At 67.6% G+C, this 22,908-nt stretch carries 23 protein-coding genes; 14 read left to right on the top strand and 9 right to left on the bottom strand.

Annotated features, from left to right (window positions below):
* Positions 1-18: 18 nt before the first annotated feature.
* The 5 genes from ASE86_RS11125 to ASE86_RS11105 all read right to left on the bottom strand — a co-directional run bounded on the left by ASE86_RS11125 (position 19) and on the right by ASE86_RS11105 (position 4,290).
* Positions 19-729, bottom strand: coding sequence for a carbonic anhydrase (locus ASE86_RS11125; RefSeq protein ID WP_056427064.1), 711 nt, complete (start codon positions 727-729; stop codon positions 19-21).
* A gap of 144 nt (positions 730-873) precedes the next feature.
* Entirely contained in the window at positions 874-2,214 is a 1,341-nt protein-coding gene (locus tag ASE86_RS11120) for an ATP-binding protein (protein ID WP_056425955.1), read from the bottom strand.
* Positions 2,211-2,906 carry a response regulator transcription factor gene (locus ASE86_RS11115; RefSeq protein WP_056425952.1) on the bottom strand — a complete coding sequence of 232 codons (696 nt, stop codon included), beginning with the start codon at positions 2,904-2,906 and terminating at the stop codon, positions 2,211-2,213. The genes ASE86_RS11120 and ASE86_RS11115 overlap by 4 nt, the downstream gene beginning before the upstream one ends.
* A 67-nt stretch (positions 2,907-2,973) precedes the next feature.
* Entirely contained in the window at positions 2,974-3,366 is a 393-nt protein-coding gene (locus tag ASE86_RS11110) for a hypothetical protein (protein WP_056425949.1), read from the bottom strand.
* Positions 3,367-3,678: 312 nt separating this feature from the next.
* Entirely contained in the window at positions 3,679-4,290 is a 612-nt protein-coding gene (locus tag ASE86_RS11105) for a TetR/AcrR family transcriptional regulator (RefSeq protein WP_056425946.1), read from the bottom strand.
* 81 nt (positions 4,291-4,371) lie between these two features.
* Between ASE86_RS11105 and ASE86_RS11100 the strand changes: the two genes are divergently transcribed.
* The 5 genes from ASE86_RS11100 (at position 4,372) to ASE86_RS11080 (ending at position 9,988) form a co-directional block, all read left to right on the top strand.
* Positions 4,372-5,988 (top strand): NAD(P)/FAD-dependent oxidoreductase, encoded by a 1,617-nt coding sequence (locus tag ASE86_RS11100; RefSeq protein WP_056425943.1) that lies wholly within the window; start codon positions 4,372-4,374, stop codon positions 5,986-5,988.
* Positions 5,985-6,371, top strand: a complete 387-nt coding sequence (locus ASE86_RS11095; RefSeq protein ID WP_235524048.1) for a reverse transcriptase-like protein — start codon at positions 5,985-5,987, stop codon at positions 6,369-6,371. Before ASE86_RS11100 ends, ASE86_RS11095 begins: the two co-directional genes overlap by 4 nt.
* A 73-nt stretch (positions 6,372-6,444) precedes the next feature.
* Positions 6,445-8,097, top strand: a complete 1,653-nt coding sequence (locus ASE86_RS11090; RefSeq protein WP_056425940.1) for a M28 family metallopeptidase — start codon at positions 6,445-6,447, stop codon at positions 8,095-8,097.
* Positions 8,098-8,191: 94 nt separating this feature from the next.
* Positions 8,192-8,611, top strand: a complete 420-nt coding sequence (locus ASE86_RS11085; RefSeq protein ID WP_056427058.1) for a DUF2147 domain-containing protein — start codon at positions 8,192-8,194, stop codon at positions 8,609-8,611.
* A 75-nt stretch (positions 8,612-8,686) separates the two neighbouring features.
* Positions 8,687-9,988, top strand: a complete 1,302-nt coding sequence (locus ASE86_RS11080) for an Hsp70 family protein (RefSeq protein ID WP_082441792.1) — start codon at positions 8,687-8,689, stop codon at positions 9,986-9,988.
* A gap of 4 nt (positions 9,989-9,992) precedes the next feature.
* Here ASE86_RS11080 and ASE86_RS11075 read toward each other — a convergent pair whose 3' ends face one another.
* Positions 9,993-10,676 carry a CDP-alcohol phosphatidyltransferase family protein gene (locus ASE86_RS11075; RefSeq protein WP_200911505.1) on the bottom strand — a complete coding sequence of 228 codons (684 nt, stop codon included), beginning with the start codon at positions 10,674-10,676 and terminating at the stop codon, positions 9,993-9,995.
* A 135-nt stretch (positions 10,677-10,811) separates the two neighbouring features.
* On the opposite strand from ASE86_RS11075, the gene ASE86_RS11070 reads away from it, so the two are divergent.
* Genes ASE86_RS11070 through ASE86_RS11060 form a run of 3 tightly spaced genes read left to right on the top strand, consistent with a single transcriptional unit; the run spans position 10,812 to position 14,603 of the window.
* The gene (locus ASE86_RS11070; RefSeq protein WP_056425931.1) at positions 10,812-12,164 is read left to right on the top strand and encodes a cryptochrome/photolyase family protein; all 1,353 of its coding nucleotides are present in this window, start codon (positions 10,812-10,814) and stop codon (positions 12,162-12,164) included.
* Positions 12,165-12,189: 25 nt separating this feature from the next.
* Positions 12,190-13,440 (top strand): SAM-dependent methyltransferase, encoded by a 1,251-nt coding sequence (locus ASE86_RS11065; RefSeq protein ID WP_235524047.1) that lies wholly within the window; start codon positions 12,190-12,192, stop codon positions 13,438-13,440.
* Entirely contained in the window at positions 13,437-14,603 is a 1,167-nt protein-coding gene (locus ASE86_RS11060; RefSeq protein WP_056425929.1) for a serine hydrolase domain-containing protein, read from the top strand. Before ASE86_RS11065 ends, ASE86_RS11060 begins: the two co-directional genes overlap by 4 nt.
* 48 nt (positions 14,604-14,651) lie before the next feature.
* Here ASE86_RS11060 and ASE86_RS11055 read toward each other — a convergent pair whose 3' ends face one another.
* Positions 14,652-15,359 carry an SDR family NAD(P)-dependent oxidoreductase gene (locus tag ASE86_RS11055; RefSeq protein WP_056425926.1) on the bottom strand — a complete coding sequence of 236 codons (708 nt, stop codon included), beginning with the start codon at positions 15,357-15,359 and terminating at the stop codon, positions 14,652-14,654.
* 25 nt (positions 15,360-15,384) lie between these two features.
* Positions 15,385-16,845 (bottom strand): amidophosphoribosyltransferase, encoded by a 1,461-nt coding sequence (gene purF / locus ASE86_RS11050; RefSeq protein WP_056425923.1) that lies wholly within the window; start codon positions 16,843-16,845, stop codon positions 15,385-15,387.
* Between the two features lie 128 nt (positions 16,846-16,973).
* Between purF and ASE86_RS11045 the strand changes: the two genes are divergently transcribed.
* The 6 genes from ASE86_RS11045 to ASE86_RS11020 are packed head-to-tail and all read left to right on the top strand — an operon-like array spanning position 16,974 to position 21,463.
* Positions 16,974-17,225, top strand: a complete 252-nt coding sequence (locus tag ASE86_RS11045) for a Rho termination factor N-terminal domain-containing protein (protein WP_056425920.1) — start codon at positions 16,974-16,976, stop codon at positions 17,223-17,225.
* 50 nt (positions 17,226-17,275) lie between these two features.
* Positions 17,276-18,277, top strand: coding sequence for a glycosyltransferase family 2 protein (locus ASE86_RS11040; RefSeq protein WP_056425917.1), 1,002 nt, complete (start codon positions 17,276-17,278; stop codon positions 18,275-18,277).
* Positions 18,278-18,313: 36 nt separating this feature from the next.
* A complete protein-coding gene (gene hisI, locus ASE86_RS11035) occupies positions 18,314-18,676 on the top strand; it encodes a phosphoribosyl-AMP cyclohydrolase (protein ID WP_056425913.1) in 363 nt (120 codons plus the stop codon).
* Complete coding sequence (locus ASE86_RS11030) at positions 18,673-19,176, top strand: hypothetical protein (RefSeq protein ID WP_056425910.1); 504 nt, start codon at positions 18,673-18,675, stop codon at positions 19,174-19,176. Before hisI ends, ASE86_RS11030 begins: the two co-directional genes overlap by 4 nt.
* A 32-nt stretch (positions 19,177-19,208) precedes the next feature.
* Positions 19,209-19,643: a MerR family transcriptional regulator gene (locus ASE86_RS11025; RefSeq protein WP_056425904.1), complete on the top strand. Its 435-nt coding sequence runs from the start codon at positions 19,209-19,211 to the stop codon at positions 19,641-19,643.
* A 20-nt stretch (positions 19,644-19,663) separates the two neighbouring features.
* The gene (locus tag ASE86_RS11020; RefSeq protein ID WP_056425901.1) at positions 19,664-21,463 is read left to right on the top strand and encodes an acyl-CoA dehydrogenase C-terminal domain-containing protein; all 1,800 of its coding nucleotides are present in this window, start codon (positions 19,664-19,666) and stop codon (positions 21,461-21,463) included.
* A 52-nt stretch (positions 21,464-21,515) separates the two neighbouring features.
* Here the strand turns inward: ASE86_RS11020 and ASE86_RS11015 are convergent, their stop codons facing one another.
* Positions 21,516-22,859: a phospholipase D-like domain-containing protein gene (locus tag ASE86_RS11015; RefSeq protein WP_235524090.1), complete on the bottom strand. Its 1,344-nt coding sequence runs from the start codon at positions 22,857-22,859 to the stop codon at positions 21,516-21,518.
* Positions 22,860-22,908: the final 49 nt, after the last annotated feature.

The raw sequence follows: 22,908 nt of genomic DNA, 5'->3' as shown, positions 1-22,908 counted from the left end.
CTTCAGGCGAGGGAAGGGTTAGGCAGCGACGGGTTCGTCGGTCTCGACGAAGTCGGCTGCGAGCCGGCGGGCGGGCGACAGTGCGACGGGCAGGTCGTCGCCGTCGCGGACCGGCTTGAAGCGGCCCTCGGTCCCGTCGAGCGCCAGGATGCTGCCGCTGTGGATGTCGACGAACCAGCCGTGCAGCGTCAGTTCGCCCTTGGCGATGCGGCTGGCGACGGCGGGATGCGTGCGCAGGTGCTGCAACTGGACCACGACGTTCTCCAGGCTGGCGGCGCGGATCGCGGCCTGCCCGTCGAGATCGGGATAGCTGTGGTCGACGACCGATTTGGCGGCATGGCTGTGCTTCAGCCAGGCCTTGACGCTCGGCAGCGCATCGAGACCCTCGGGATTGGTCAGCGCGCCCATCGCGCCGCAGCCCGAATGGCCGCAGATGACGACATCGGTGACGCCGAGCGCTGCGACGGCGTATTCGATCGTCGCGGTCACGCCGCCGTTCTGCTGTGCGAACGGGGGCACGATGTTGCCGGCGTTGCGGATGACGAAGAGCTCGCCGGGCTTCGCCTGCATGATCTGCTCGGGCACGATGCGTGAATCCGAGCACGAGATCATCAGGACCTTGGGCGCCTGACCCTCGTGCGCGAGCTTGCCGTACAGGCCGGCTTCGTTTGCGAACACGTCGTTCTCGAACCCGAAAACACGGCCAATCACGTCATTGGTCTGCGGCATGGTGTCATCCTCGAAACTGAAGCGCACAAAGCGCCGGGGTTGACCGAGGATGTAGCGGCAGCGATCTTTCCGTACCTGCTCGTCACTGTAACGAAGTGTTGCTCGTGAAAGTTTGTCGGGCTGGGTGTTCGCTCGAGCCGATCCCTAATCAGCCGCCCGCATCGGCAGGCGGATCATGGCCGCCAGGCCGCCGCTGTCCCGGTTGGTCAGCGTGAACACGCCGCCTTCATCGGCGACCGCGCGCTCGACGATCGACAGGCCGAGGCCGAAGCCGTTGGTGTCGCGCTGGCGGGCGTGGTCCAGCCGGACGAACGGTTCGCGGACCAGCATCATCGATTCCTCGGGGATGCCGGGGCCGTTGTCGGTGACGCAGACGGTGACGCTGTCGCCGTCCACCGTCAGTTCCAGTCCCGCCTCGCTGCCGTAGCGCACCGCATTCTCGACCAGGTTGACCACCGCGCGGCGGATACCGAGCGGTCGGACCCAGAGTTCCAGGTGCGCGGGGCCATCGTAATCGATGTCGTGGCCGTGGTCGTTGGCGTCGTCGACGATGCTGGCGCACAGCACGGCAAGATCGATCAGGCGGCGTTTTTCCGGCTCACCGTCGCCGCCCAGGAAGGCGAGCAGCGACGTGACCATCGCCTCCATCCCTTCCAGGTCCGATTCCACCTCGCGGCGCAGATCGGCATCGTCGACCGCCTCGACCCGCAGGCGGAGGCGGGCGAGCGGGGTGCGCAGGTCGTGGCTGACGGCGGCGAGCGCGCGCGTGCGTTCGTCGATCAGCCGGCGGATACGGGCCTGCATCGCATCGAACGCATCGACCAGCCGCTGCACGTCGCCGCTGCCGCCCTTGGGCAGTTCGGGCACCGTGCCTTGCTGGTCGAGACCGGGACCAAAGCGTTCGACGGCGTCGGTCAGGACGCGCACGGGCTTCAGCGTCTGGCGGATGAACAGCCCGCCCAGCACCATCAGCACGATCAGCGTAACCATGCTCGACACGATCCGGCTGTAGGTCGCGCCCGTCGTCTGGAGCGGTTCGATGGTTCGGAAGAACAGCCAGTCGCCGTCGGGCAGACGCAGCGAGCCGACCGCGATCGTCGACCCGGCGCGTGGCAGCGTCTGCGCGCGCAGTCCGGTGCGCGCGAGCGTCGGTTCCCACGTCACGATCTGTTCGCGCATCCGCTCCGGATTGTCGCCGGCACCGGGCAGGACGGGGGCGACGGCGCTCCAGCGGACGAAGTAGCGCTCGGTCGTCAGTTCGTCGGCCATCTCGTGCCGACGCTCGCGCGGTTGTTCGGCGACCAGTCGCCGGGCAATGACCAGATGCTCGGCCAGTCGCCGCGCCTCGTCCTCGCGCACCGCGAACTCGCTGGCCTGTTCGTAGATCGCGGTGCTGACGGCGAATTCGACGACCAGCGTGACGAGCAGGATCGCGACCAGCCGGGCGATGATGCCCTGCGGGATCAGGCGCAGCCGCCGGCTCACTCGCGCTCCACGGGCACGCTCAGCATATAGCCGACCCCGCGCACCGTGACGATCGGCGCGGGCTTGTCCGCGGTCGACAGCTTGCGGCGCAGGCGGCTGATGAGCACGTCGATGCTGCGGTCGGTGGCATCGGCCTGGCGCGTGCGGCTGAGTTCCAGCAGCCGTTCGCGCGCGATGACGCGGCCGGCGTGGTCGAGCAGGGTCGTCAGCAGGTCGAACTCGGCGCCGGTCAGCTCGACCACCGCGCCGCTGGGGCTGCGCAGTTCGTGGCGCGGCGTGTCGGCGACCCAGCCGTCGAAGCGGTACAGCCCGCGCGACGCGCTGCCGCCGCTGTCGGATTCGAAGCGGCGGAGGACCGCGCGCACGCGGGCGACCAGCTCGCGCGTGCCGAAAGGTTTGGAGATGTAGTCGTCGGCGCCGAGTTCCAGCCCGACCACGCGGTCCATCTCGCTGCCCTTGGCGCTGATGAAGATGATCGGCACGTCGCTGTCGCGGCGGATGCGGCGGCAGAGATCGAGCCCGCTGGTGCCCGGCAGCATGATATCGAGGATGACGAGTTCGACATCGCCCTCCTCCATCGCCAGCAACATCTCGGGCGCGGCCGAGCAGGGACGGACGTCGAACCCGTTCTCCTTCAGCGCCCGCGCGGTCAGGACACGCAGCGCGGGATCGTCTTCGACCAGCAGGATCATGCGGCCAGCGTTACCGGCGCGGGGGGGCGACAGGCAAGGGTGAACGACGTGAGGGTAAGCGGGTAGCTTACCCGCGAACCGCCCGCCCGTCGCGCGCCACGCCGATGCTGGCGGTCAGCGCTTCATATTGCGCGGGCGAGAAGCCGGCGTTCAGGAACGCTGTCACTTCGAACCCGGGGATCGCGAAGCCACGGTGCCAGGTCAGCACTGAGAGACGACGCAGCGCCTCCAGCTTCGGGTCGGCCAGGTGCGGGTTGTGGCGACGGGTGCCGAACACCTTGCCGAGCGCGATCGACACCGGTCCCGGCGCGGCCAGCGACGACAGCCGGTCGCGGCGGGCGAGCGCCACCACCGACCATTCGAGCGCGGTCAGCCGCTCGGTCGCCGGCGTCGGGTCGGCGCGCGGGGCGACGGCGGCGGTGGCGGGCATCAGTTCGCTGGAAAAATCGACATAGGCCATGGGTTGTCTCCTCGATCCTTGCGCGCCGTCCACGATCCATCGGTCACGGACGCTTGGGGCTGGCGCGTGTTTGTTACGGCAGGGCACGGCGCTTTTCCGAATCGCGGGCGACCGGGCGGGCAGTGCGAAAATTCTACGCTGACGAATGTGTGCCGGTTACGGGGCGCGCATCCTGGGGGCGGGGCGGTCGGGCATTGCGGCTACCTCTCGAAAGCCGGGTCACCGTTGATCGGCGGCGTCTTCTATACTGATCGGTATATAAAGACGATTTCGGGTCGTCAACGACTTTTGTACCGCCCGGTAGAGATTTTTTCAGCGTGTCGGCCAGACCATCAGGCTGGTGTCGACGATCCGTTGCAGATCCTCGCGCGATGCGCCCGATCCGGCCTGCACGGCCATGCCCTGGAGCAGGGCGAAGAGGTAGTTGGTCAGCCCGGCGACATCGATGTGGTCGGGCAGGTCGCCATCGCGCCGGGCCTGCTCGAATCGCGCGACGATCGCAGCCTGCGACGAGCAGCGGCGCTTGATGACCTCTGCGCGGATCGATTCGGCCTCGGCACCGCAGGCGGTCGCGCTGATGACCCCCATGCAGCCCTTCGGCCCATCGCAGTTCGTCTGCGCGTCGACCGCGCCGCGCAGGATATGTTCGGCGACGCCGCGCGCGCTCGGCTGGTCGAGCGCCGCGCGGACATAGGCCATCTTCTCGGCCTCGTAGAGGTCGAGCGCCTTGGTAAAGAGCGCTTCCTTGTTGCCGAACGCGGCATACAGGCTGGGCTTGGTGATACCCATTGCCTCGGTCAGGTCGGCCATCGACGCGGCTTCATAGCCCTTCGACCAGAAGACGCCGAGCGCGGCCGCCAGCGCACGATCGGTGCAGAATTCGCGCGGGCGACCTTTCACCGGGGCAGGGGCAAGTGTTTCCATAACGCCCGGTATATAATTGAGGGGGAACGGAACGGCAAGCGGTGGCAGGGCGCGGCGTCCTGCGGTAGAGGCCTCCGCGAGATGATCCGCATCACAGACCTGAAACTGCCGCTCCATCATGCCGAGGAGGCGCTGGCCGCCGCGATCTGCAAGCGGCTGCGCATCACCCCGCGCGAACTGATCCGTTTTTCGGTCGCCCGCCGCGGCAACGATGCGCGCGACAAGGCGAACATCGCGCTGGTCTACGCCGTCGACGTCGCGGTGAAGAACGAAGGCGCAGTGCTGGCCCGGTTCAAGCGCGACCGCGACATCGGACTGACCCCGAACACGAATTACAAGCCCGTGGTCGTCGCCCCGCCGGGCGTTCGCCGACCGGTCGTGATCGGCGCAGGTCCCTGCGGACTGTTCGCGGCACTGATCCTGGCGCAGGCCGGCTTCCGCCCGATCATCCTGGAACGCGGCAAGGTGGTGCGCGAACGCACCAAGGACACTTGGGGGCTCTGGCGCAAAAGCATCCTGAACCCCGAATCGAACGTCCAGTACGGCGAAGGGGGGGCGGGCACCTTTTCCGACGGCAAGCTCTACAGCCGGATCAAGGACCCGCGACACCTGAACCGCAAGGTCCTGACCGAATTCGTGAAGGCGGGCGCACCGCCCGAGATCCTGACCGAGGCGCATCCGCACATCGGAACCTTCCGACTGGTCACGATGGTCGAGAGTATGCGCGCGCAGATCGAGGACCTGGGCGGCGAGTATCGCTTCGGCACGCGGGTCGACGGCGTCGATATCCAGACCGATGGCGCGGGCGAGCGGCACGTCTGCGGGCTGCACCTGCACGACGGATCGTATCTGGAGGCGGACCACGTCGTCCTCGCCATCGGCCACAGCGCGCGCGACACGTTCGAGATATTGCAGGCAGCCGGCGTCTTCGCCGAGGCCAAGCCGTTTTCGATCGGCGTCCGCATCGAACACCCGCAGTCGTGGATCGACCGTGCGCGCTTCGGGCAGGATGCCGGCAACCCGATCCTGGGGGCGGCCGAATACCACATCTCGCACCACTGCAAGAGCGGGCGCACGGTCTACAGCTTCTGCATGTGCCCGGGCGGCACGGTGGTCGCTGCGACGTCGGAGGAAGGCCGCGTCGCGACCAACGGCATGAGCCAATATTCGCGCAACGAGCGCAACGCGAACTCGGGCTTCGTGGTCGCGATCGATCCGGCCCGCGACTATCCCGGCGACGCACTGGCCGGCATCAAGTTGCAACGCGCGCTGGAGGAGCGGGCGTTCGTCGCCGGCGGTTCCAACTATCACGCACCGGCGCAGCGGGTGGGTGATTTCCTGGCCGGCCGCGCGTCGACGTCGCTGGGGTCGGTCGTCCCGTCCTATCGCCCGGGCGTGACCCCGACCGATCTGGCCGACGTGCTCCCCGACTTCGCGGTCCAGGCGATGCGCGAGGCGATCCCGGTCTTCGGTCGCCAGATCGCCGGCTACGACCACCCCGACGTCGTGATGACCGGTGTCGAGACACGCACGTCGTCTCCGGTGCGCTTCACCCGCGGCGAGGACGGCCACAGCCTGAACACTCGCGGATTGTTCCCGGCGGGCGAGGGCGCGGGCTATGCCGGCGGCATCCTGTCGGCGGCAGTCGACGGCATCAAGACGGCCGAGGCGGTGGCACGCAGCATCGTGGCGGCGTGACCAAGATCTTCTTCGACGGCGGCCTGCGTCCGGCGGGGATGGAACTGGCGGTCGTCGTCGGCGGGCGGATGCATGTTGACCAGGGGCTGGGGCCCGGAACGAGCATGGAGGCCGAATGGCAAGCGCTAATGTGCGCGGTTCGCTTGGCGGTCGACCTTGGCGTCGAGAATGCGGTGCTGCTGGGCGACGCCGCGGCGGTGATCGCGCAGGCGACCGGGGCGGTGCGGGTGCCGTTGGCCTATCGGCCGCTGGCGGAGGCGTTTCGGATCATGGATAAGCCGGGGCGCGTCCGGCTGCGCTACACCCGCCGCGCGCAAAACCTTGCCGGCATCGCGCTGGAGCGGATGCATAGCGGGCCGGTCATATTTCCGCCGCTGTCATAACCTCCACTGGGCTACCGCCTTCGCGGGAGCACAGCCGCTTGTGTGTCGGAGCGGGGGCCTTAAACCCCTTGGGATGACCCGCTTCTTCTCGCTCGCCGCCGCGCTGCTCGCCTCCACCGCCCCCGCTGCTGCGCAGGACGATACCGCCGCGCGCATCACCCAGACGGTGCGCACGCTTGCCTCGGACACCTTCGAGGGCCGCGCGCCCGGCACCGCGGGCGAGGAACGGACGATCGGCTACCTGATCGCGCGGTTCGAGCAATTGGGCCTCCAGCCCGCCGGCCCCGACGGCCAGTGGGTCCAGCGCGTGCCGCTGCTCCACACGAAGCTCGGGACGCCCGCCAGACTTGCTGTTACCGGCAAGGGCGACGTCCCGCTCCAACTCGGCACCGACGTCTATCTCTCGACGATCCGCCCCGACGACCGCGCGGTCGTCGACGCGCCGGTCGTGTTCGTCGGTTACGGCGTGAAGGCGCCTGAGCGGCAGTGGGACGATTTCAAGGGTGTGGACCTGAAGGGCAAGGTGGTCGTCTTCCTGGTCAACGACCCCGATTTCGAGGCCAGGCCCGGTGAACCTGCGGCGGGCAAGTTCGGCGACCGCACGATGACCTATTACGGCCGCTGGACCTACAAGTTCGAGGAGGCGGCGCGGCAGGGCGCGGTCGGCGCGCTGATCGTCCACGACACCACGGGCGCGGGCTATGGCTGGAACGTCGTCGTCAGCCCCGGCGGTGAGAATTACGACATCGAGCGCAAGCCCGACGCGCTGACCAGCGTGCGGTTGCAGGGCTGGATCGCCGACGCCGCAGCGCGCCGGCTGTTCGCGTCGGCCGGACAGGATCTCGATACGCTGAAGGCTGCCGCAAGGCGGCCGGACTTCCGGCCGGTGGACTTGGCCGGCGTGCGCCTGACGGCGGACGTGCCGGTCAGTCACGAGGTGCTGACCAGCCGCAACGTCCTCGCCCGCATCCCCGGCACGACGAAAGCCGACGAAATCGTGATGTTCGGCGCACATTGGGATGCGTACGGCAAGGGCAAGCCCGACGGGCAGGGCCGCATCTATCGCGCCGGGGCCAACGACGACGCGCTGGGCATCGCCGGCATGTTCGAGATCGCGCGCGGGATGGTGGCCGGACCGAAGCCGCAGCGCAGCGTCGTCTTCGCCGCCTGGACCGCGGAGGAGCGCGGGCTGCTCGGCTCCGAATATTACGCGACCAACCCGGTCTATCCGATGGCGAAGACCGTCGCCAACCTGACGCTCGACATCCTCCAGACCGCGGGAGCCGCCAACGACGTGGTGCTGGTCGGCAAGGGGCAGAACACGCTGGAGGACAACATGGCGCGCGTCGCCGCCACGCAGGGCCGGCGGGTGACGCCCGAAAGCCTGCCCGAGCGCGGTCTGTTCTATCGCGCCGACCATTTCAGCTTCGCGAAACGCGGCGTGCCGGTGCTGCTGCTGATGGGCATCGCCGGCGCGTCCGACCTGAAACAGGGCGGCACGAAGGCCGGGCAGGCGTGGATCGATGCGTATACCGGGCAATGCTACCATCAGGCGTGCGATGACTGGAGCCCGGACTGGAACCTGGACGGGGCGATGCAGGACATCGCGCTGGTCGGGCGGATCGGCAGTGATCTTGCCCGGGGTGGTGCGTGGCCGCAGTGGAAGCCGGGATCGGAGTTCCGCGCCATCCGCGACCGCAGCCGTGGCGACGCTCGCAACCCTTGAGTACACCCACCCGTCACATTCCCGCCGCGGCCCGCCCTTTTTTGGTCGGCTTCGCTGCCCACATCATCGGATGATGAATATCGGAAATCAGCTCATGCGCGGTTGCCTGCGCGCTGTGTCGGCCGTCGTGCTGGCGACGGCGGCCCTGGCGGCTGCCGCGACGCCGCCCGCACAGGGACAGACGATCAACGGCGAATGGCGCAACATGAAGAACACCGTCCACATCCGCGCCTATCCGTGCGGCGATGCCGTGTGCGGGACGATCATCTGGGCCAGCCCGAAGGCGCAGGCGTCGGCGCGCGACAAGGGCACCAACCGGCTGGAGGGGACGCAGATCTTTCGCGAATTCCGCCCGACCGGCGACGGCGGCTATACCGGCCGCGTCTATGTGCCGACGATGGGCCGGACGTTCTCGGGCAGGCTGCGCGTGATGCCCGACGACACGCTGATCGGCAAAGGCTGCGTGCTCGGCGGACTGTTCTGCAAATCCACGACCTGGGTTCGGCTGAACTGAAGCGAACCGTCGCCGGAGGATTGGACGGACGCGCCCGCCGTGTCATAGCCCGCGCCCCTTTGATGGAGGCGTCGTGTGAGCGCATTGACGGGCGAGCCGGCGCTCGGGCTGGATTTCGGGACGACCAACACCGTCGTCGCGCTGGGCGACGGGCAGGGCGGGTCCGACCTGATCGCATTCGACGGGGCGGAGGCTACCGGCGAAATCTTCCGCTCGGCATTGTGCTTCTGGGAAGAGGAGCGCGGCTGGAACGGCGTGGCGCATGATGCCGGGCCGTGGGCGATCGCCGAATATCTGTCGTCGCCGCTCGACAGTCGCTTCATCCAGTCGTTCAAGACGGTCGCCGCCAGCCCGTCGTTCGACCGCGCGCTGATCTTCAACACGCCGTTCCGGTTCGAGGATCTCGGCCGGCTGTTCCTGCAATCCGTGGTCCGCCACGCCGGTGGCCGGCTGGACGACCGGCCACGCCGCGTCGTCGTCGGGCGGCCGGTCGAATATGCCGGTGCGCGGGCCGATCCGAGGCTGGCCCGGCAACGCTACGACCTGATGCTGCGCGAGTTCGGGGTCGACCTTCACTATGTCTACGAACCGCTGGGTGCCGCCTACAGCTATGCCGAGCGGCTGAGCGATCCCGCGACGATCCTGATCGCAGATTTCGGCGGCGGGACGACCGACTTCTCGATCGTCCGAGTAGCCGAACCGGGCACGACACGCCGCTGCACGCCGCTGGCGGCGGCCGGGGTCGGTATCGCCGGCGACCGGTTCGACCAGCGCATCGTCAGCCAGCTGGTGCTGCCGTTACTCGGCAAGGGCGGCAGTTATCGCTCGTTCGGCAAGCTGCTCGAGATCCCCGGCGGCTATTTCAATGACTTCGCCGACTGGTCGCGCCTGGCGCTGATGCGAAACCGCCGCACGCTGGAGGGCTTGCGCAAGCTGCAGCGCGACGCGGTCGATCCCGCCGCCATCGGCCGGCTGATCTCGCTGGTCGAGCATGAGCAGGGCTTTCCGCTGTACGACGCGGTCGGGCGGGTGAAGCGCGCGCTGTCGAGCGAGACCCATGCCGAATTCCGGTTCGAAGGGGGCGGCGTGGAGATCGCCGCCGATATTCGTCGCAGCGATTTCGAAAGCTGGATCGCGCCCGAACTGGTGCGGATCGAGGCGACGCTGGATGTGGCGCTCACCAAGGCGGGGCTGGGTACGGACGCGATTGACCGCGTGTTCCTGACCGGGGGATCGTCACTGATCCCGGCGATTCGCGCGCTGTTCGAACGGCGCTTCGGTGACGATCGGATCGAGGCGGGGAACGAGCTGACCTCGATCTCCCACGGGTTGGCGCTGATCGGTGCGACGCCCGACCTGGCGCAGTGGGCCGACTGATCCGTCAGTCCCGACCTTCGCCGCGCGCGAGCAGCTGACGCGCGACCGAGAGCGTCTGGACGATGAACAGCACGATCAGGATCGCGCCGATCGCGCCGACGATCAGGTCGAAGCCGGAGATATTGCCGATCACGTCGCGATCCGGCCCGACGATCATCATCGCTCCGGTCAGGCCCATCAGGAACAGGCGCAGTTCGGTCGGCCCGGCGGCGAGATAGGAAAGCCGCAATTCGCCGATGACGCGCGCCGACAGGAACGCGTGCATCGACATCAGGAAATAGCCGGCCAGCGCGACCATCGCGACGTCCATCGTCACGAACGGCGACAGTCCGATGCCGCCGACGATCAGCAAATTGGCGAGACCATCGCAGCTGTGATCGATGAAGTAGCCGTAGGACGGCCGTTCGATCCGGCGGAAGCGCGCCAGGCTGCCGTCCATCGAATCCCCAAACCACTGGATGACGTAGCCGGCAAGCGACAGCAGCAGCCAGTTCGATCCCAGATTGCTGGCGACGTAACCCGCGAAGACCATCGCTGCGCCGACCATGCCGAGCGCCGTCAGCCGATCGGGCGTCACCGACGCGGGCATCCGCGCGCAAAGCCACGTCAGGATTCGCCGCTCCCGCGCCGCCAACCAATTCTGCTGGATGCGGTTCAACTTCGAGGAGTCGGTGGGAAGGGTTACCATGGCGCTTAATGCAGCAAGCGTCCGGAACGCGCAAATCCTGTGACACTGTCATGACAACGCCTCGGCGCATCGACACGCCACGTTCGCGGTGCCGCAGCCGGAACGATCGCATCTACAAGCGCGTATCGTGTCGCGATGTCCGATCCCGTGATCCTCTGGCTGCGCCAGGACCTTCGCCTCCACGATCAACCCGCGCTGGTTGCCGCCGCGCACGAAGGCCCGGTCATCCCGGTCTACATCCTGGACGACGCCGCGCCCGGCGACTGGGCTATCGGCGGCGCGCAGCGCTGGTGGCTGCATCATACGCTCGATGCGTTCGGTGCGGCGCTGAAGGAAAAGGGGTCGCGGCTGATCCTGCGGCGCGGCGATGCGATCAGGGAACTTCACAAATTATGCGAGGAAACCGGTGCAAGTCGTATCCACGCCTTGCGCCATTACGAGCCGTGGTGGCGCAAGGCCGAGGACGCGCTGGGCGACCGGCTGTGTTTGCATGACGGCAATCACTTGACGCCGGTCGAGGAAGTGACGACCGGATCGGGCGGGTTGTTCAAAATATATTCGTCGTTCTGGAAGGCGCTGGCGACGCGGATGCCGCCCGACACGCCGCTGCCGATACCGCGATCAATTCCGGTGCCGGCGAAATGGCCGAAATCGGATACGCTCGCCCGCTGGTCGTTGCTGCCGACCAAGCCCGACTGGTCGGGTGGGTTCGACGTCTGGACGCCGGGCGAAGATGCCGCGCGCAAGACCGCCAAGGCCTTTGCCGACCGCGTCGCGGCCTACGACACCGACCGCAACCTGCCGTCGATCGACGGCAGCTCGCGCCTGTCGCCGCATCTGCACATGGGCGAGATCTCGCCGCGTGATGCCTGGGCATTGGTCGGTGGCGGCAAGGCGGCGCTGACCTTCCACAAGGAACTGGCGTGGCGCGACTTCACGCACGGCGTCATCATCGACCGGCCGGACTATGCCGATGCCAATGGTCGCGAAAAGTTCGACAAGCTGAAATGGCGCCGCTCGCCCAAGGACCTGGAGGCGTGGCAGCAGGGGCGGACGGGGTATCCGATCGTCGACGCCGGGATGCGCCAGCTCTGGACCACCGGGTGGATGCACAACCGCGTCCGGATGATCGCTGCTAGTTTCCTCATCAAGCACCTGTTGATCGACTGGCGCGAGGGCGAGCGGTGGTTCTGGGATTGCCTGGTCGATGCCGATTTCGGCAACAATGCGGTCAACTGGCAATGGGTCGCGGGTACCGGCGTCGATTCGAATATGTGGGGCCGGATCATGGCGCCGCTGGTGCAGTCGGAGAAGTTCGATGCCGCCGGCTACATCCGCGAATGGGTGCCCGAACTCGCCAAGCTGCCAGACACGGTGATTCACGATCCCGAAACCGCGGGGTGCCGGCTGGATGCCTATCCCAAGCCGTTGATCGGTCATCGTGAAGCGCGCGAGCGTGCGCTGGAGGCGGGGCGCGCGGCGCGCTGATCTTGCCCGGCGCGTAAGGGGCGTTATGGCCGCGCGGATGCACGGGACACGGCACGACAATCGCGGGCGCAAGGCGGCCGGGGGGCGGGGGACCACCGCCGGCTATATCTTTGCCGCGGTCGCGCGTCGTGTGCTCGACCGCGTCGATCGCGGGCTGGCCGCAGGGGCGATCGAGGCAACGCTGCCCGATGGCACCCGGCGCCGGCTAGGTGGCCGCGCGCCGGGGCCCGAGCCGATCGTCCATGTGCGTAGTTGGCGCGCGTTGTGGCGTCTGGCGACCGGCGGCTCGGCCGGCTGGTACGAGGCGTGGGCGGCGGGTGACTGGGCGAGCCCCGATCCCGTTCCGCTGTTCGACCTGTTCATGCGCAATCGCGCCGCGCTCGGCACCACCGCCCGCGCCGCGGCGTGGTCGCGCGGGCTTCGGCGGCTGCGGCACTGGCTGCGGCGCAACGACCCCGCTCAGGCGCGGCGGAATATCGCCTATCACTACGACTTGGGGAATGATTTCTACGCGCCGTGGCTCGATGCGAGCATGACCTATTCCAGCGCGCTGTTCCCGCAGAACGGGATGACGCTGGAGGCGGCGCAAACGGCCAAGCTCGCCGCCGTTCTGGCACGGACGGGGGCGACGGCGGGTGATACGATCCTGGAAATCGGATGCGGATGGGGGTCGTTTGCGGAAATCGCAGTCGCCGGCGGGCGGCAGGTCCACGGCATCACGCTGTCGACCGAGCAGCGCGACTATGCTGCGGCGCGCGTGCCCGATGGCGCGCGCTTCACGCTGACCGATTACCGCGCGGTCACCGGCACCTATGACGCGGTCGCTAGCATCGAGATGGTCGAGGCGGTGGGCCGCGAATACTGGCGCGAGTACCTGCGCGTCATCGCCCGCGTGCTGAAGCCCGGCGGTCGTGCGGCGATCCAGCTCATCACGATCGACGACGCGATCTTCGAGGCTTACGCCGGCAACGTCGACTTCATCCAGCAATACGTCTTTCCCGGCGGACTGCTGATCTGCGAAAGCGAATTCCGCGCGATCGCCGAACGCGAAGGGCTCCGCTGGCACGACCGTCACGCCTTTGGGATCGACTATGCCGACACGCTGAAGATGTGGCGCGACCGGTTCGACGCGGCGTATGCTGCGGGCAAGCTACCGCCGGAATTCGGGCGGGATTTCGTGGACTTGTGGCGTTATTATCTGATGTACTGCGAAGGTGGGTTCCGCGGTAACGGGATCGACGTGCTGCAGGTGACACTGGTGAAGGAGGGGGCATGAAGACCTGGGTGATGGCGGGCGCGCTGGCGCTGGCGGCTTGTGCGCATCAGCCCGCGCCGAAGGTTGCTGCAACCCCGTCAGCGGGCGAGGTCGCCAAGCTGCAACAGGTCGGCGCCGCGGTGCTGTTCTGGTCGCAGGCGCAGCGCGACGCGAACTTCCCGCACATGGAGCGCGTGTTCCCCGTCCACACTGTCAGGACCGGCCGCCGCATCCGCCCGTTGCCCGAGGGGACGCCGCTGCCGATCGCCGCGGCGGACGTCGATGCCTTCATCGCCGCGAACAACGTCGCCGGGCTGATCGTCGTACAGGACGGCAAGGTCCGGCTGGAACGCTACGCCCGCGGGCTGACGCGCGAGGGGCGCTGGACCAGCTTCTCGGTCGCCAAGTCGTTCACATCGACCCTGGTCGGCGCCGCGATCCGCGACGGCTACATCAAATCGGTCGATGAACCGGTGACGCGCTACATCCCGGACCTCGCCGGCAGCGGCTATGATGGCGTGACGATCGCGCAGTTGCTGACGATGACGTCGGGCGTGCGCTGGAACGAGGATTACACCGACCCCAATTCCGACGTCGCGCGGATGTTCACGCGTGACGTGCCGGCGGGTCAGGACCCGACCGTCGCCTACATGCGCACCCTGCCGCGCGAAACCGCGCCGGGGACGAAGTGGGTGTACAAGACCGGCGAAACCAACCTGATCGGCGTCCTCGTCCGCAACGCGACGAAGAAGCCGCTCGCCGACTATCTGAGCGAAAAGGTCTGGAAACCGTACGGCATGGAGGCCGAAGCCGTCTGGATGATCGACCAGACCGGCAAGGAGGTCAGCGGATGCTGCTTGTCGGTCAGCTTACGCGACTATGCGCGGATGGGGCAACTGGCGCTGGAGGGCGGTCGCGGGATCGTGCCGGCGAGCTGGTTCGCGCAAGCCACCGCCGCCAAGGCGCAGACCGGGCGGCCGGGCTATGGATACGGATACCAATGGTGGACGTACCCCGAGGGGCGCGTTGGCGCGCAGGGGATTTTCGGTCAGTCGATCCTGGTCGATCCGGCGCGACGGATCGTGATCGCCATGGTCGGCGCGTGGCCCAGGGCGACGGGCGCGGACCTGTCGGCGGCACGGGCGGGGTTTCAGGCGAAGCTGATCGAGGCGGCGGCCAAGTAGCCCGGAGCCGTCATTCCTGCGAAGCGGGGATGACGGATTTAGCGGCTTTCAGACCCGAATGAACGTCCCCGTCTCATAGTCCTCGCCCAGCAGGGCGAGGATGCGTTCGGCCACCACGTCCGGCGCCTTGACGCTGGCGGGGTCTTCGCCGGGATAGGCCCGTGCGCGCATCTTGGTGCGCGTGGCACCGGGATCGACGATCGCGACGCGGGTCTTGCTCAGCGCCTTCACTTCCTCGGCATAGCTTAGCAGCAGGTTCTCGAACGCCGCCTTGGACGCGCCGTACATGCCCCAGTATGCGCGCGCGGTGCGGGCGACGCTGGAGGTCAGGCCGATCACCCGGCCATGGGGCGAGCGCCGCAGCATCGGATCGAAGGATCCGATCAGCGCGGCCTGCGCACTGATGTTGAGCGTCAGCGTCTTGGCGAGTTCCTTCGGGTCGAATGCCGACACCGGCGACAGCGAGCCCAGCTGCGCGGCATTCAGCACCAGGATGTCGAGCGCGTCCCAGCGCTCGCCGATCGCTGCCGCCAGCCGCGGGATGCCGTCGCTTTCGCTGAGGTCGAGCGGCGCGATCGTCGCATGGCCACCGGCCTGGTGGATCGCGTCCTCAACCGCCTCCAGCCCGCCCGGCGTCCGCGCGGTCAGGATGACGTGCGCGCCCGCGTTGCCCAGCGCGAGCGCGGTCGCGGCGCCGATCCCGCGGCTGGCCCCGGTGACGAGTGCCAGCCGGCCGGCGAGATTGGTGTCGGTCATAAGTTCTCGGTCCGTATGAAGTGGCTCAGCCAACCCGCTCTTCGAGCAGGGCAAACTGGTCGACGGGCGTGCCGCTTTCGTCCTGGTCGGTCAGCGTCGTCGGATAGTCGCCGGTGAAGCAGGCATCGCAGAAGCCCGGCTTGACGCGCGGCCGACCATCGCTGCCGAGAGCCTTGTACAGGCCATCGATGGTCACGAAGGCGAGGCTGTCGGCCTGGATGTACGTCCGCATCGCCTCCAGGTCGTGGGTTGCGGCCAGCAGCTTCGAGCGTTCGGGCGTATCGACGCCGTAGAAGCAGGAATGCCGTGTCGGCGGCGACGCGATGCGCATATGAACTTCGGCGGCGCCCGCCTCGCGCATCATCTGCACGATCTTGAGGCTGGTCGTGCCGCGGACGATCGAGTCGTCGATCAGCACGACCTTCTTGCCCTTGATGAGCGCGCGGTTGGCGTTGTGCTTCAGCTTGACGCCCAGGTGCCGGACCTTGTCGCCCGGCTGGATGAATGTGCGGCCGACATAGTGCGAGCGGATGATGCCGAGTTCGAACGGCACGCCCGATTCCTGCGCGTAGCCGATCGCGGCCGGCGTACCCGAATCGGGGACCGGGATGACCAGATCGGCATCCGCCGGCGCTTCGATCGCCAGCTGAGCACCGATCGCCTTGCGCACCGAATAGACCGAATGGTCGTCGGCGATCGAATCGGGGCGCGAGAAATAGACCCATTCGAAGATGCAGGGCCGCGCGGCCAGGGGAGCGAATGGGCGGTGCGAGCTGATCTCGGTACCCTTCACGATCACCAGCTCGCCCGGCTCGACCGACCGCAGGAATTCAGCGCCGACGACGTCGAGTGCGACTGTCTCCGAGGCGAAGATCACGCTGTCGCCAAGCATGCCCATGACGAGCGGGCGGATGCCGAGCGGGTCGCGGCACGCGATCATGCCTTCGGGCGTCATGCAGATCAGCGAATAGGCGCCTTCCAGCTGCTTCAGCGCATCGATGAACTTGTCGATCAGCGTGCGGTAGCTCGACGTCGCGACCAGGTGGATGATCGTCTCGGTGTCGCTGGTCGACTGGAAGATCGACCCTGACCGGATCAGGTCGCGGCGCAGGCGCATCGCGTTCGAGATGTTGCCGTTGTGCGCGACCGCGAAGCCGCCGCTCGCCAGCTCGGCGTACAGCGGCTGGACGTTGCGGAGCGATGTCTCGCCGGTCGTCGAATAGCGCACGTGGCCGCAGGCGGTGTTGCCGGCCAGTGCGCGGATCACGTCGTCGCGGTCGAAATTGCCCGCGACATGACCCATCGCACGGTGGGTGTGGAACTGGTGGCCGTCCCAGCTGGTGATGCCGGCGGCTTCCTGGCCACGATGTTGCAGCGCGTGGAGGCCCAGCGCGACAAGGGCAGCGGCCCCTTCCGCACCGGATACGCCAAAGACGCCGCACTCTTCGCGCAGCTTGTCGTCATCGAACGGATGGGTCGTGAGCATGGGAGCCTTCGCTGTGAACGGCTGATCGGTCCGGGGGCGCTATAGGGGCGCGTCCCGCGTTTGTCGCCCCATTGTCACGCATCCCGAACGCTCGCCTGCGCGTTCGCGTGGGCAAAGGAGATCACACCATGGCCAAGGACCACGGACCGCAGATCAAGGACGGCAAGCTTTACGAGGACTTGCTGGACGACGGCATGTCGAAGGAAAAGGCTGCGCGGATCGCCAATGCCAAGGCGGCCGGCACGTTGAAGCATGACAGCACGCACCTGGAAGATCGCACGAAGGCCGATCTGTACGAGGAAGCAAAGCGGATCGGGATCGAGGGGCGGTCCGGCATGTCGAAGCAGGCACTGGCCGAAGCGATTCGCGGGCACGAATGATGCAAGCGTGGTTAACGCGGCGGTGATACCTGCTGTGGCAGACAGGCTGCATGACCCGCCCGAGCCTGGCCGCTGCCCTGATCGTCCGCAACGAAGCCCGATGCCTGAAACGCTGCCTGGACAGCGTCGCGCCATGGGTCGATCGCATGGTCGCCGTCGATACCGGATCGACCGATGCCACTCCCGGGATCGGACGGGCGTGCGGCGCCACGGTTGCGACGTTCGACTGGATCGACGACTTCGCCGCCGCCCGTAACCACGCGCTGTCCATCGCCGATGCCGACTGGACGCTGGTGATCGATGCCGATGAGTGGATCGCCGATGGCGGCGCGGGGCTGCGCGACTGGTGCTCCGGCGACCCGCGCATCGGCGTCGTGGCAATCGACAACCTGCTGACCGGCAAGACTCTTCACCGCAATTGGATCAGCCGCCTGCTCCCGCGCGGCACCTGGTTCGAGGGCCGCATCCACGAGCAGGTCGCCTCAGGCCTGGCCCGCGAGCGCTGCCCGCTCGTACTGGGCCATGACGGCTATGTGCCGGACCGGATCGCGACGAAGAGCGCGCGCAACCGGCCGCTGCTGCTGCGCGCCCTCGCCGAGCGGCCGGACGACGGTTATCTGCTGAAACAGCTCGGCCGCGATGCAGAGGTTGCGGGCGAATATGACGCCGCAAACGACTGGTATGCCCGTGCGCTCGACCGGACGCCGGCGGACGCCAACTGGCGGCACGAACTGGTGCTGGGCGCGATCTCCAGCCTGGCCGCCGCTCGCCGCTTCGACGAAGCGACCGCCCTGGCGGATCGCGAATTCGCGCACTGGCAGCATTCGCCCGATTTCTTTTTCGTTCTCGGCAATCTGATGCTCGATCGTGCGGTCGCCGATACGGCGCAGGCGATCGGCGAATGGCTGCCGCTGGCGCAGGGCGCGTGGGAGCGGTGTCTGGCGATCGGCGAGCAGCCGTTGCTGGAGGGCAGCGTGGCGGGGCGGGGCAGCCACCTTGCCCGGCACAATCTGTCGCTGATCGCTCCGATGTTGCGCGCGCACGCCGCCTGATTGCGCACTGCGGGGGGATCGCCGTAAAAGGCGCGGATGACCGACCTGCGCGAAACCGGCACCGAGCTTGACCCGAAATATGATGCCGCCGGCCTGATCACCGCAGTGGCGACCGATAGCGCGACCGGCGAGGTGCTGATGGTCGCCCACATGAATGCCGAGGCACTGGCGACGACGCTCGACAGCGGAGAAGCGACGTTCTGGTCGCGGTCGCGGGGGCGTTTGTGGAAGAAGGGCGAGACGTCCGGCCACGTCCTGCGCGTCGTCGAGGTGCGGATCGACTGCGACCAGGATGCCGTCTGGCTGCGCGTCGAACCTGCCGGCCCCGCGTGTCACACCGGCGCCCGCAGCTGCTTCTACCGTCGGATCGAGGGCGGTCGGCTGGTCGCGGACGGATGATCGCCCGGCTGATCGTTCCGGTTGTGCTGATCGCGGCATTGGCGAGTTGTCCGCGCCAGGCCCCCCTGATCCGCGCGACCGACGCGCCCGATCTGGAGACGGCGGCGATCCTGCGCGGGCTGGTCCGCGATCCCGCCGACCGCGACATCGTCGGGCTGTACGCACGCGATACCGACCGGGTGTGCATCGTGCGTCGCGATGGCGGTTACCGCATCGGTGCGACAGTGGACTACGGCGAAGGGCAGGGGTGCAGCGCTGCGGGCGATGCTTCGCGATTGGGCGATGCGCTTCGGGTCCGGCTGGGGAACGACTGCCACTTCGATGCAGCGTTCGATGGGGATCGCATCACCTTTCCCGCCGTGCTGCCCGAAGCCTGCGCGACGGCGTGCGTTCGCAGCGGGACGCTGGCCGCGCTCGACGCCGAGCGGTTGAGCGAGTCGGTCGCCGAGGCCGCGACGATGCGAAATGCCGATGGGCGCGCGCCATGTGCGGGCAGTTGACGTTCACGTAAAGGGAAGCTAATCCAGGCGTCATGTCGAGCGTCGCCCCAGCCATTGCGCTTGCGGCCATCCCGGAACGACGGGATCGCCAGCATTTCACCATTTCCGACCTGTCGGGCGAGTTCGATGTGACCGCCCGCGCGCTGCGTTTCTACGAGGATGAAGGGCTGATCGCGCCCGAGCGCCGCGGGTTGCAGCGCATCTATTCGCAGCGCGATCGCGCGCGGCTGGCCTGGATCCTGCGCGGCAAGCGCGTCGGCTTCTCGCTCGCCGAAATTCGCGAGATGATCGACCTGTACGACATCGGCGACGGACGGCAGGTGCAGCGGCAGGTGACGCTGGAGCGCTGCCGCGACCGCATTGCAGTGCTCGCGCGCCAAAAGCAGGACATCGACGCGGCCATCGCCGAGCTGCAGGATTTTATCGATGTCGTCGAAACCACCGTTTCCAAGCCTAACCAAGTCTAAAAGCTAGAGAGAGGACGCCCATGCCCCAGTATACGCCCCCCGTCCGTGACACGCGCTTCGTGCTCGATGCCGTCGTTGGGCTCGATCGCTACACCAACTCCGCCGGTTTCTCCGCAGCGACGCCCGATACGGTCGATGCGGTGCTGGAAGAGGGCGGGCGGTTCGTCGCCGAAGTGCTGTTCCCGCTGAACCTGTCGGGCGACCAGCAGGGCTGCACGCGCCACGCTGACGGATCGGTGACGACGCCCGACGGCTTCAAGCAGGCGTACGCGCAGTTCGTCGAGAGCGGCTGGGGTACGCTCGCCGCACCGGAGGCGTTCGGTGGGCAGGGGATGCCGCACGTCGTGTCGACCGCGTTCCAGGAATATCTGATCTCGGCCAACATGGCGTTCGCGATGTATCCGGGCCTCGCCCATGGTGCGATCGCTGCGCTGGTGGCGAAGGGCTCGCCGGAGCAGCAGGAAAAATACCTGCCGAAGATGGTGTCCGGCGAATGGGGCGGCACCATGAACCTGACCGAGCCGCAGTGCGGCACCGATCTCGGCCTCATCAAGACCAAGGCCGAGCCGCAGGCAGACGGCAGCTACAGCATCACTGGCACCAAGATCTTCATCTCGGCTGGCGAGCATGACCTGACCGACAACATCATCCACCTGGTGCTGGCGAAGACGCCGGGCGCTCCGGACAGCTCGAAGGGGATTTCGCTGTTCGTCGTGCCGAAGGTCATGGTGAACGACGACGGGTCGCTGGGGACACGTAACGCGGTGTCGTGCGGCTCGATCGAGCACAAGATGGGCATCCACGGCAACGCGACCTGCGTCATGAACTATGACGGCGCGAAGGGCTGGCTGGTCGGCGAGGAGATGAAGGGCCTCGCCGCCATGTTCATCATGATGAACGCCGCGCGCCTGGGCGTCGGCCTACAGGGCCTCGGTTTGGCCGAAGTAGCGTTTCAGAACGCGGTGCAATACGCCAAGGACCGCCGCCAGGGCCGTGCGCTGACCGGTCCGAACGAGCCGGGCGAAAAGGCCGACACGCTGTTCGTCCATCCCGACGTCCGCCGCAACCTGATGGATGCCAAGGCCAAGGTCGAAGGCCTGCGCGCGCTGTGCCTGTGGGGCGGCCTGCAGGTCGATCTCGAGCACAAGGCCGAGGACGATGCCGAGCGTCAGATGGCGGCCGACCTGATCGGGCTGCTGACCCCGGTCATCAAGGGCGTCGGCACCGACTGGGGTTACGAAATCGCGACCAACGCGCAGCAGGTCTATGGCGGCCACGGCTACATCGTCGAATGGGGCATGGAGCAGTTTGTCCGCGACGCCCGCATCGCGCAGATCTACGAAGGCACCAACGGCGTGCAGGCGATGGACCTGGTCGGCCGCAAGCTCGCCCAGAACGGCGGGCGCGCAGTACAGGCGTTCTTCAAGCTGGTGGCGCAGGAATGCGCCGCGGCCAAGGGCAACGAGAAGACCGCCGAGCTTGCCGGGCGTCTGGAAAAGGCGCTGGGCGAGCTTCAGGCCGCAACGATGTGGTTCATGTCGAACGGGATGCAGAACCCGAATGCGGTCGGTGCCGGTGCGTACAGCTACATGACGCTGATGGGCCTGGTGTCGGTCGGCCTGATGTGGCTGCGCATGGCCGAAGCCGCATCGCGGATGCTGGCGGCGGGCGAGGGCGACGCGAAGTTCCTGGAAGCGAAGCTGGTGACCGCGCGCTTCTACGCCGAGCGCGTCCTGCCCGACGCTGGCGCGCTGCGTCGCAAGATCGAGGGCGGAGCGGACGCGGTGATGGCACTGGAGCCGGAAATGTTCGCCGCTTGAGGACATAGGGGGTGGCGCACCACGCCACCCCGCCTGTCCCGCCGGCGGTCTGTCAGCGGCCGGTGACCTTTTTCACCAGCGCCGACAGCACGCCGCCGGTCAGGTTCTCGAACAGGTCATCGGGATCGACCGGGTCCAGCACTTCGGTCTTGGCGATCCATTCCTCGGCATCGTTCAGGTCGGGGATGACATAGTCGCGCAGGGTCCGACCCGGGCCCCGCAGGCCTTCGATGGCGGCGATCAGCGATCCACTGTCCGCGATCCGTTCGGCCACCGTCTCGGGCGTCGTGTCCAGATGTTCGGCGATCAGGCCGTCGCGGATGCGGGCGATGCACGTCGCCGTCCGCTCGCTGGCGGCGGCGATGGCGACATCGCATTCGGTGTCAAGGCGCATCGACCGGTTGTTGAAGTTCGACGATCCGACGCGAAGCAGTTCTCCGTCGACGATCAGAACCTTGGCATGGACGTAGATCGGCGTGCCGCCTGCGGTGAACGGGTGATACAGGCGGAAGCGGCCGTGCCGGTCGCGGTGGCGGATGGCCTCGACCAGCCGCGCGCGTGCGGTGTCCATCGCCAGCGGCTCCAGCCACCCTTCCGCGCTTTCCGGATTGACGATGACGACTTCGGGGCCGTCCGCCTCGTCCAGCCGCTTCGCGATCGCCGCGGCGACCTTGCGCGAGGCGAAATACTGGCTTTCCGCATAGATATGACGCTTCGCCGACGCGATGGCGGCGAGGTAGAGCGATTCGATCTCGTGGACCAGCGGCTCGTCCTCGCCCATCTCGGGCTCGGTGCGCGCGATGGCGACGGGAATGTCGGTGAAATCGACCGGCAGGCCATCGGGCCAGCAGCCGTCCTGCGGCGGTGGCGGCGTGATCGGATCGCCGCCGGCGCGCTGCCAGCGTTCGCGGGCGAGCTCGCCGAGCGCGCGGGCGACCGGCCCCTGGAGGGCGGTCGTCGCGTCGTGCCACGGGTCGTAGGGTTCGCCACCGGGCAACACGCGCAGCGCATCGTCATCGGCGTGGGCGCGCGTGTCCCAGCGACCCGCAGTCATGTCGATCCCGCCGCAGAACGCCAGGCAGTCGTCGATGACCACGATCTTCTGGTGATGCGACGCACCGGTCGGGTGATGGCCGTCGAGTTTGGTATGGATCTGCGGGTGCCGCATCCAGTCGACGATGGTCAGGAACGTCGATCCACGCGTCAGCGTCTTCAGCGCGCCGACATCCCAGCGCAGCACATGGACGTTCAGCTCGGGCGTACGCTCGACCAGCCAGCTGATGAAGTCGCCGACTGTTTCCGGCCCGCCGTCCTCGGGCGGGTCCTGTCCGCCCAGCCGGATGCGCGCATCGAAATCCCAGCCGATCAGCAGGATCTGGTGCCGGGCCGCCGTCATCGCCTTGCGCGCGGTGCGGAAATACGCGTCGGCATCGACGATGACGGTG

Origin of the sequence: Sphingomonas sp. Leaf33, from assembly GCF_001421785.1 — a bacterium.
Lineage (GTDB): Bacteria > Pseudomonadota > Alphaproteobacteria > Sphingomonadales > Sphingomonadaceae > Sphingomonas.
This window is presented reverse-complemented; position numbering and strand designations above follow the sequence as displayed.

What these genes read in the sequence shown, in the direction of transcription:
- ASE86_RS11125 (WP_056427064.1), bottom strand. Translation starts at nt 729, where the DNA reads ATGCCGCAGACCAATGACGTGATTGGCCGTGTTTTCGGGTTCGAGAAC.
- ASE86_RS11115 (WP_056425952.1), bottom strand. Translation starts at nt 2,906, where the DNA reads ATGATCCTGCTGGTCGAAGACGATCCCGCGCTGCGTGTCCTGACCGCG.
- ASE86_RS11110 (WP_056425949.1), bottom strand. Translation starts at nt 3,366, where the DNA reads ATGGCCTATGTCGATTTTTCCAGCGAACTGATGCCCGCCACCGCCGCC.
- ASE86_RS11105 (WP_056425946.1), bottom strand. Translation starts at nt 4,290, where the DNA reads ATGGAAACACTTGCCCCTGCCCCGGTGAAAGGTCGCCCGCGCGAATTC.
- ASE86_RS11100 (WP_056425943.1), top strand. Translation starts at nt 4,372, where the DNA reads ATGATCCGCATCACAGACCTGAAACTGCCGCTCCATCATGCCGAGGAG.
- ASE86_RS11090 (WP_056425940.1), top strand. Translation starts at nt 6,445, where the DNA reads ATGACCCGCTTCTTCTCGCTCGCCGCCGCGCTGCTCGCCTCCACCGCC.
- ASE86_RS11085 (WP_056427058.1), top strand. Translation starts at nt 8,192, where the DNA reads ATGCGCGGTTGCCTGCGCGCTGTGTCGGCCGTCGTGCTGGCGACGGCG.
- ASE86_RS11075 (WP_200911505.1), bottom strand. Translation starts at nt 10,676, where the DNA reads ATGGTAACCCTTCCCACCGACTCCTCGAAGTTGAACCGCATCCAGCAG.
- ASE86_RS11070 (WP_056425931.1), top strand. Translation starts at nt 10,812, where the DNA reads ATGTCCGATCCCGTGATCCTCTGGCTGCGCCAGGACCTTCGCCTCCAC.
- ASE86_RS11065 (WP_235524047.1), top strand. Translation starts at nt 12,190, where the DNA reads ATGGCCGCGCGGATGCACGGGACACGGCACGACAATCGCGGGCGCAAG.
- ASE86_RS11060 (WP_056425929.1), top strand. Translation starts at nt 13,437, where the DNA reads ATGAAGACCTGGGTGATGGCGGGCGCGCTGGCGCTGGCGGCTTGTGCG.
- ASE86_RS11055 (WP_056425926.1), bottom strand. Translation starts at nt 15,359, where the DNA reads ATGACCGACACCAATCTCGCCGGCCGGCTGGCACTCGTCACCGGGGCC.
- purF (WP_056425923.1), bottom strand. Translation starts at nt 16,845, where the DNA reads ATGCTCACGACCCATCCGTTCGATGACGACAAGCTGCGCGAAGAGTGC.
- ASE86_RS11045 (WP_056425920.1), top strand. Translation starts at nt 16,974, where the DNA reads ATGGCCAAGGACCACGGACCGCAGATCAAGGACGGCAAGCTTTACGAG.
- ASE86_RS11040 (WP_056425917.1), top strand. Translation starts at nt 17,276, where the DNA reads ATGACCCGCCCGAGCCTGGCCGCTGCCCTGATCGTCCGCAACGAAGCC.
- hisI (WP_056425913.1), top strand. Translation starts at nt 18,314, where the DNA reads ATGACCGACCTGCGCGAAACCGGCACCGAGCTTGACCCGAAATATGAT.
- ASE86_RS11030 (WP_056425910.1), top strand. Translation starts at nt 18,673, where the DNA reads ATGATCGCCCGGCTGATCGTTCCGGTTGTGCTGATCGCGGCATTGGCG.
- ASE86_RS11025 (WP_056425904.1), top strand. Translation starts at nt 19,209, where the DNA reads ATGTCGAGCGTCGCCCCAGCCATTGCGCTTGCGGCCATCCCGGAACGA.
- ASE86_RS11020 (WP_056425901.1), top strand. Translation starts at nt 19,664, where the DNA reads ATGCCCCAGTATACGCCCCCCGTCCGTGACACGCGCTTCGTGCTCGAT.
- ASE86_RS11015 (WP_235524090.1), bottom strand. Translation starts at nt 22,859, where the DNA reads ATGACGGCGGCCCGGCACCAGATCCTGCTGATCGGCTGGGATTTCGAT.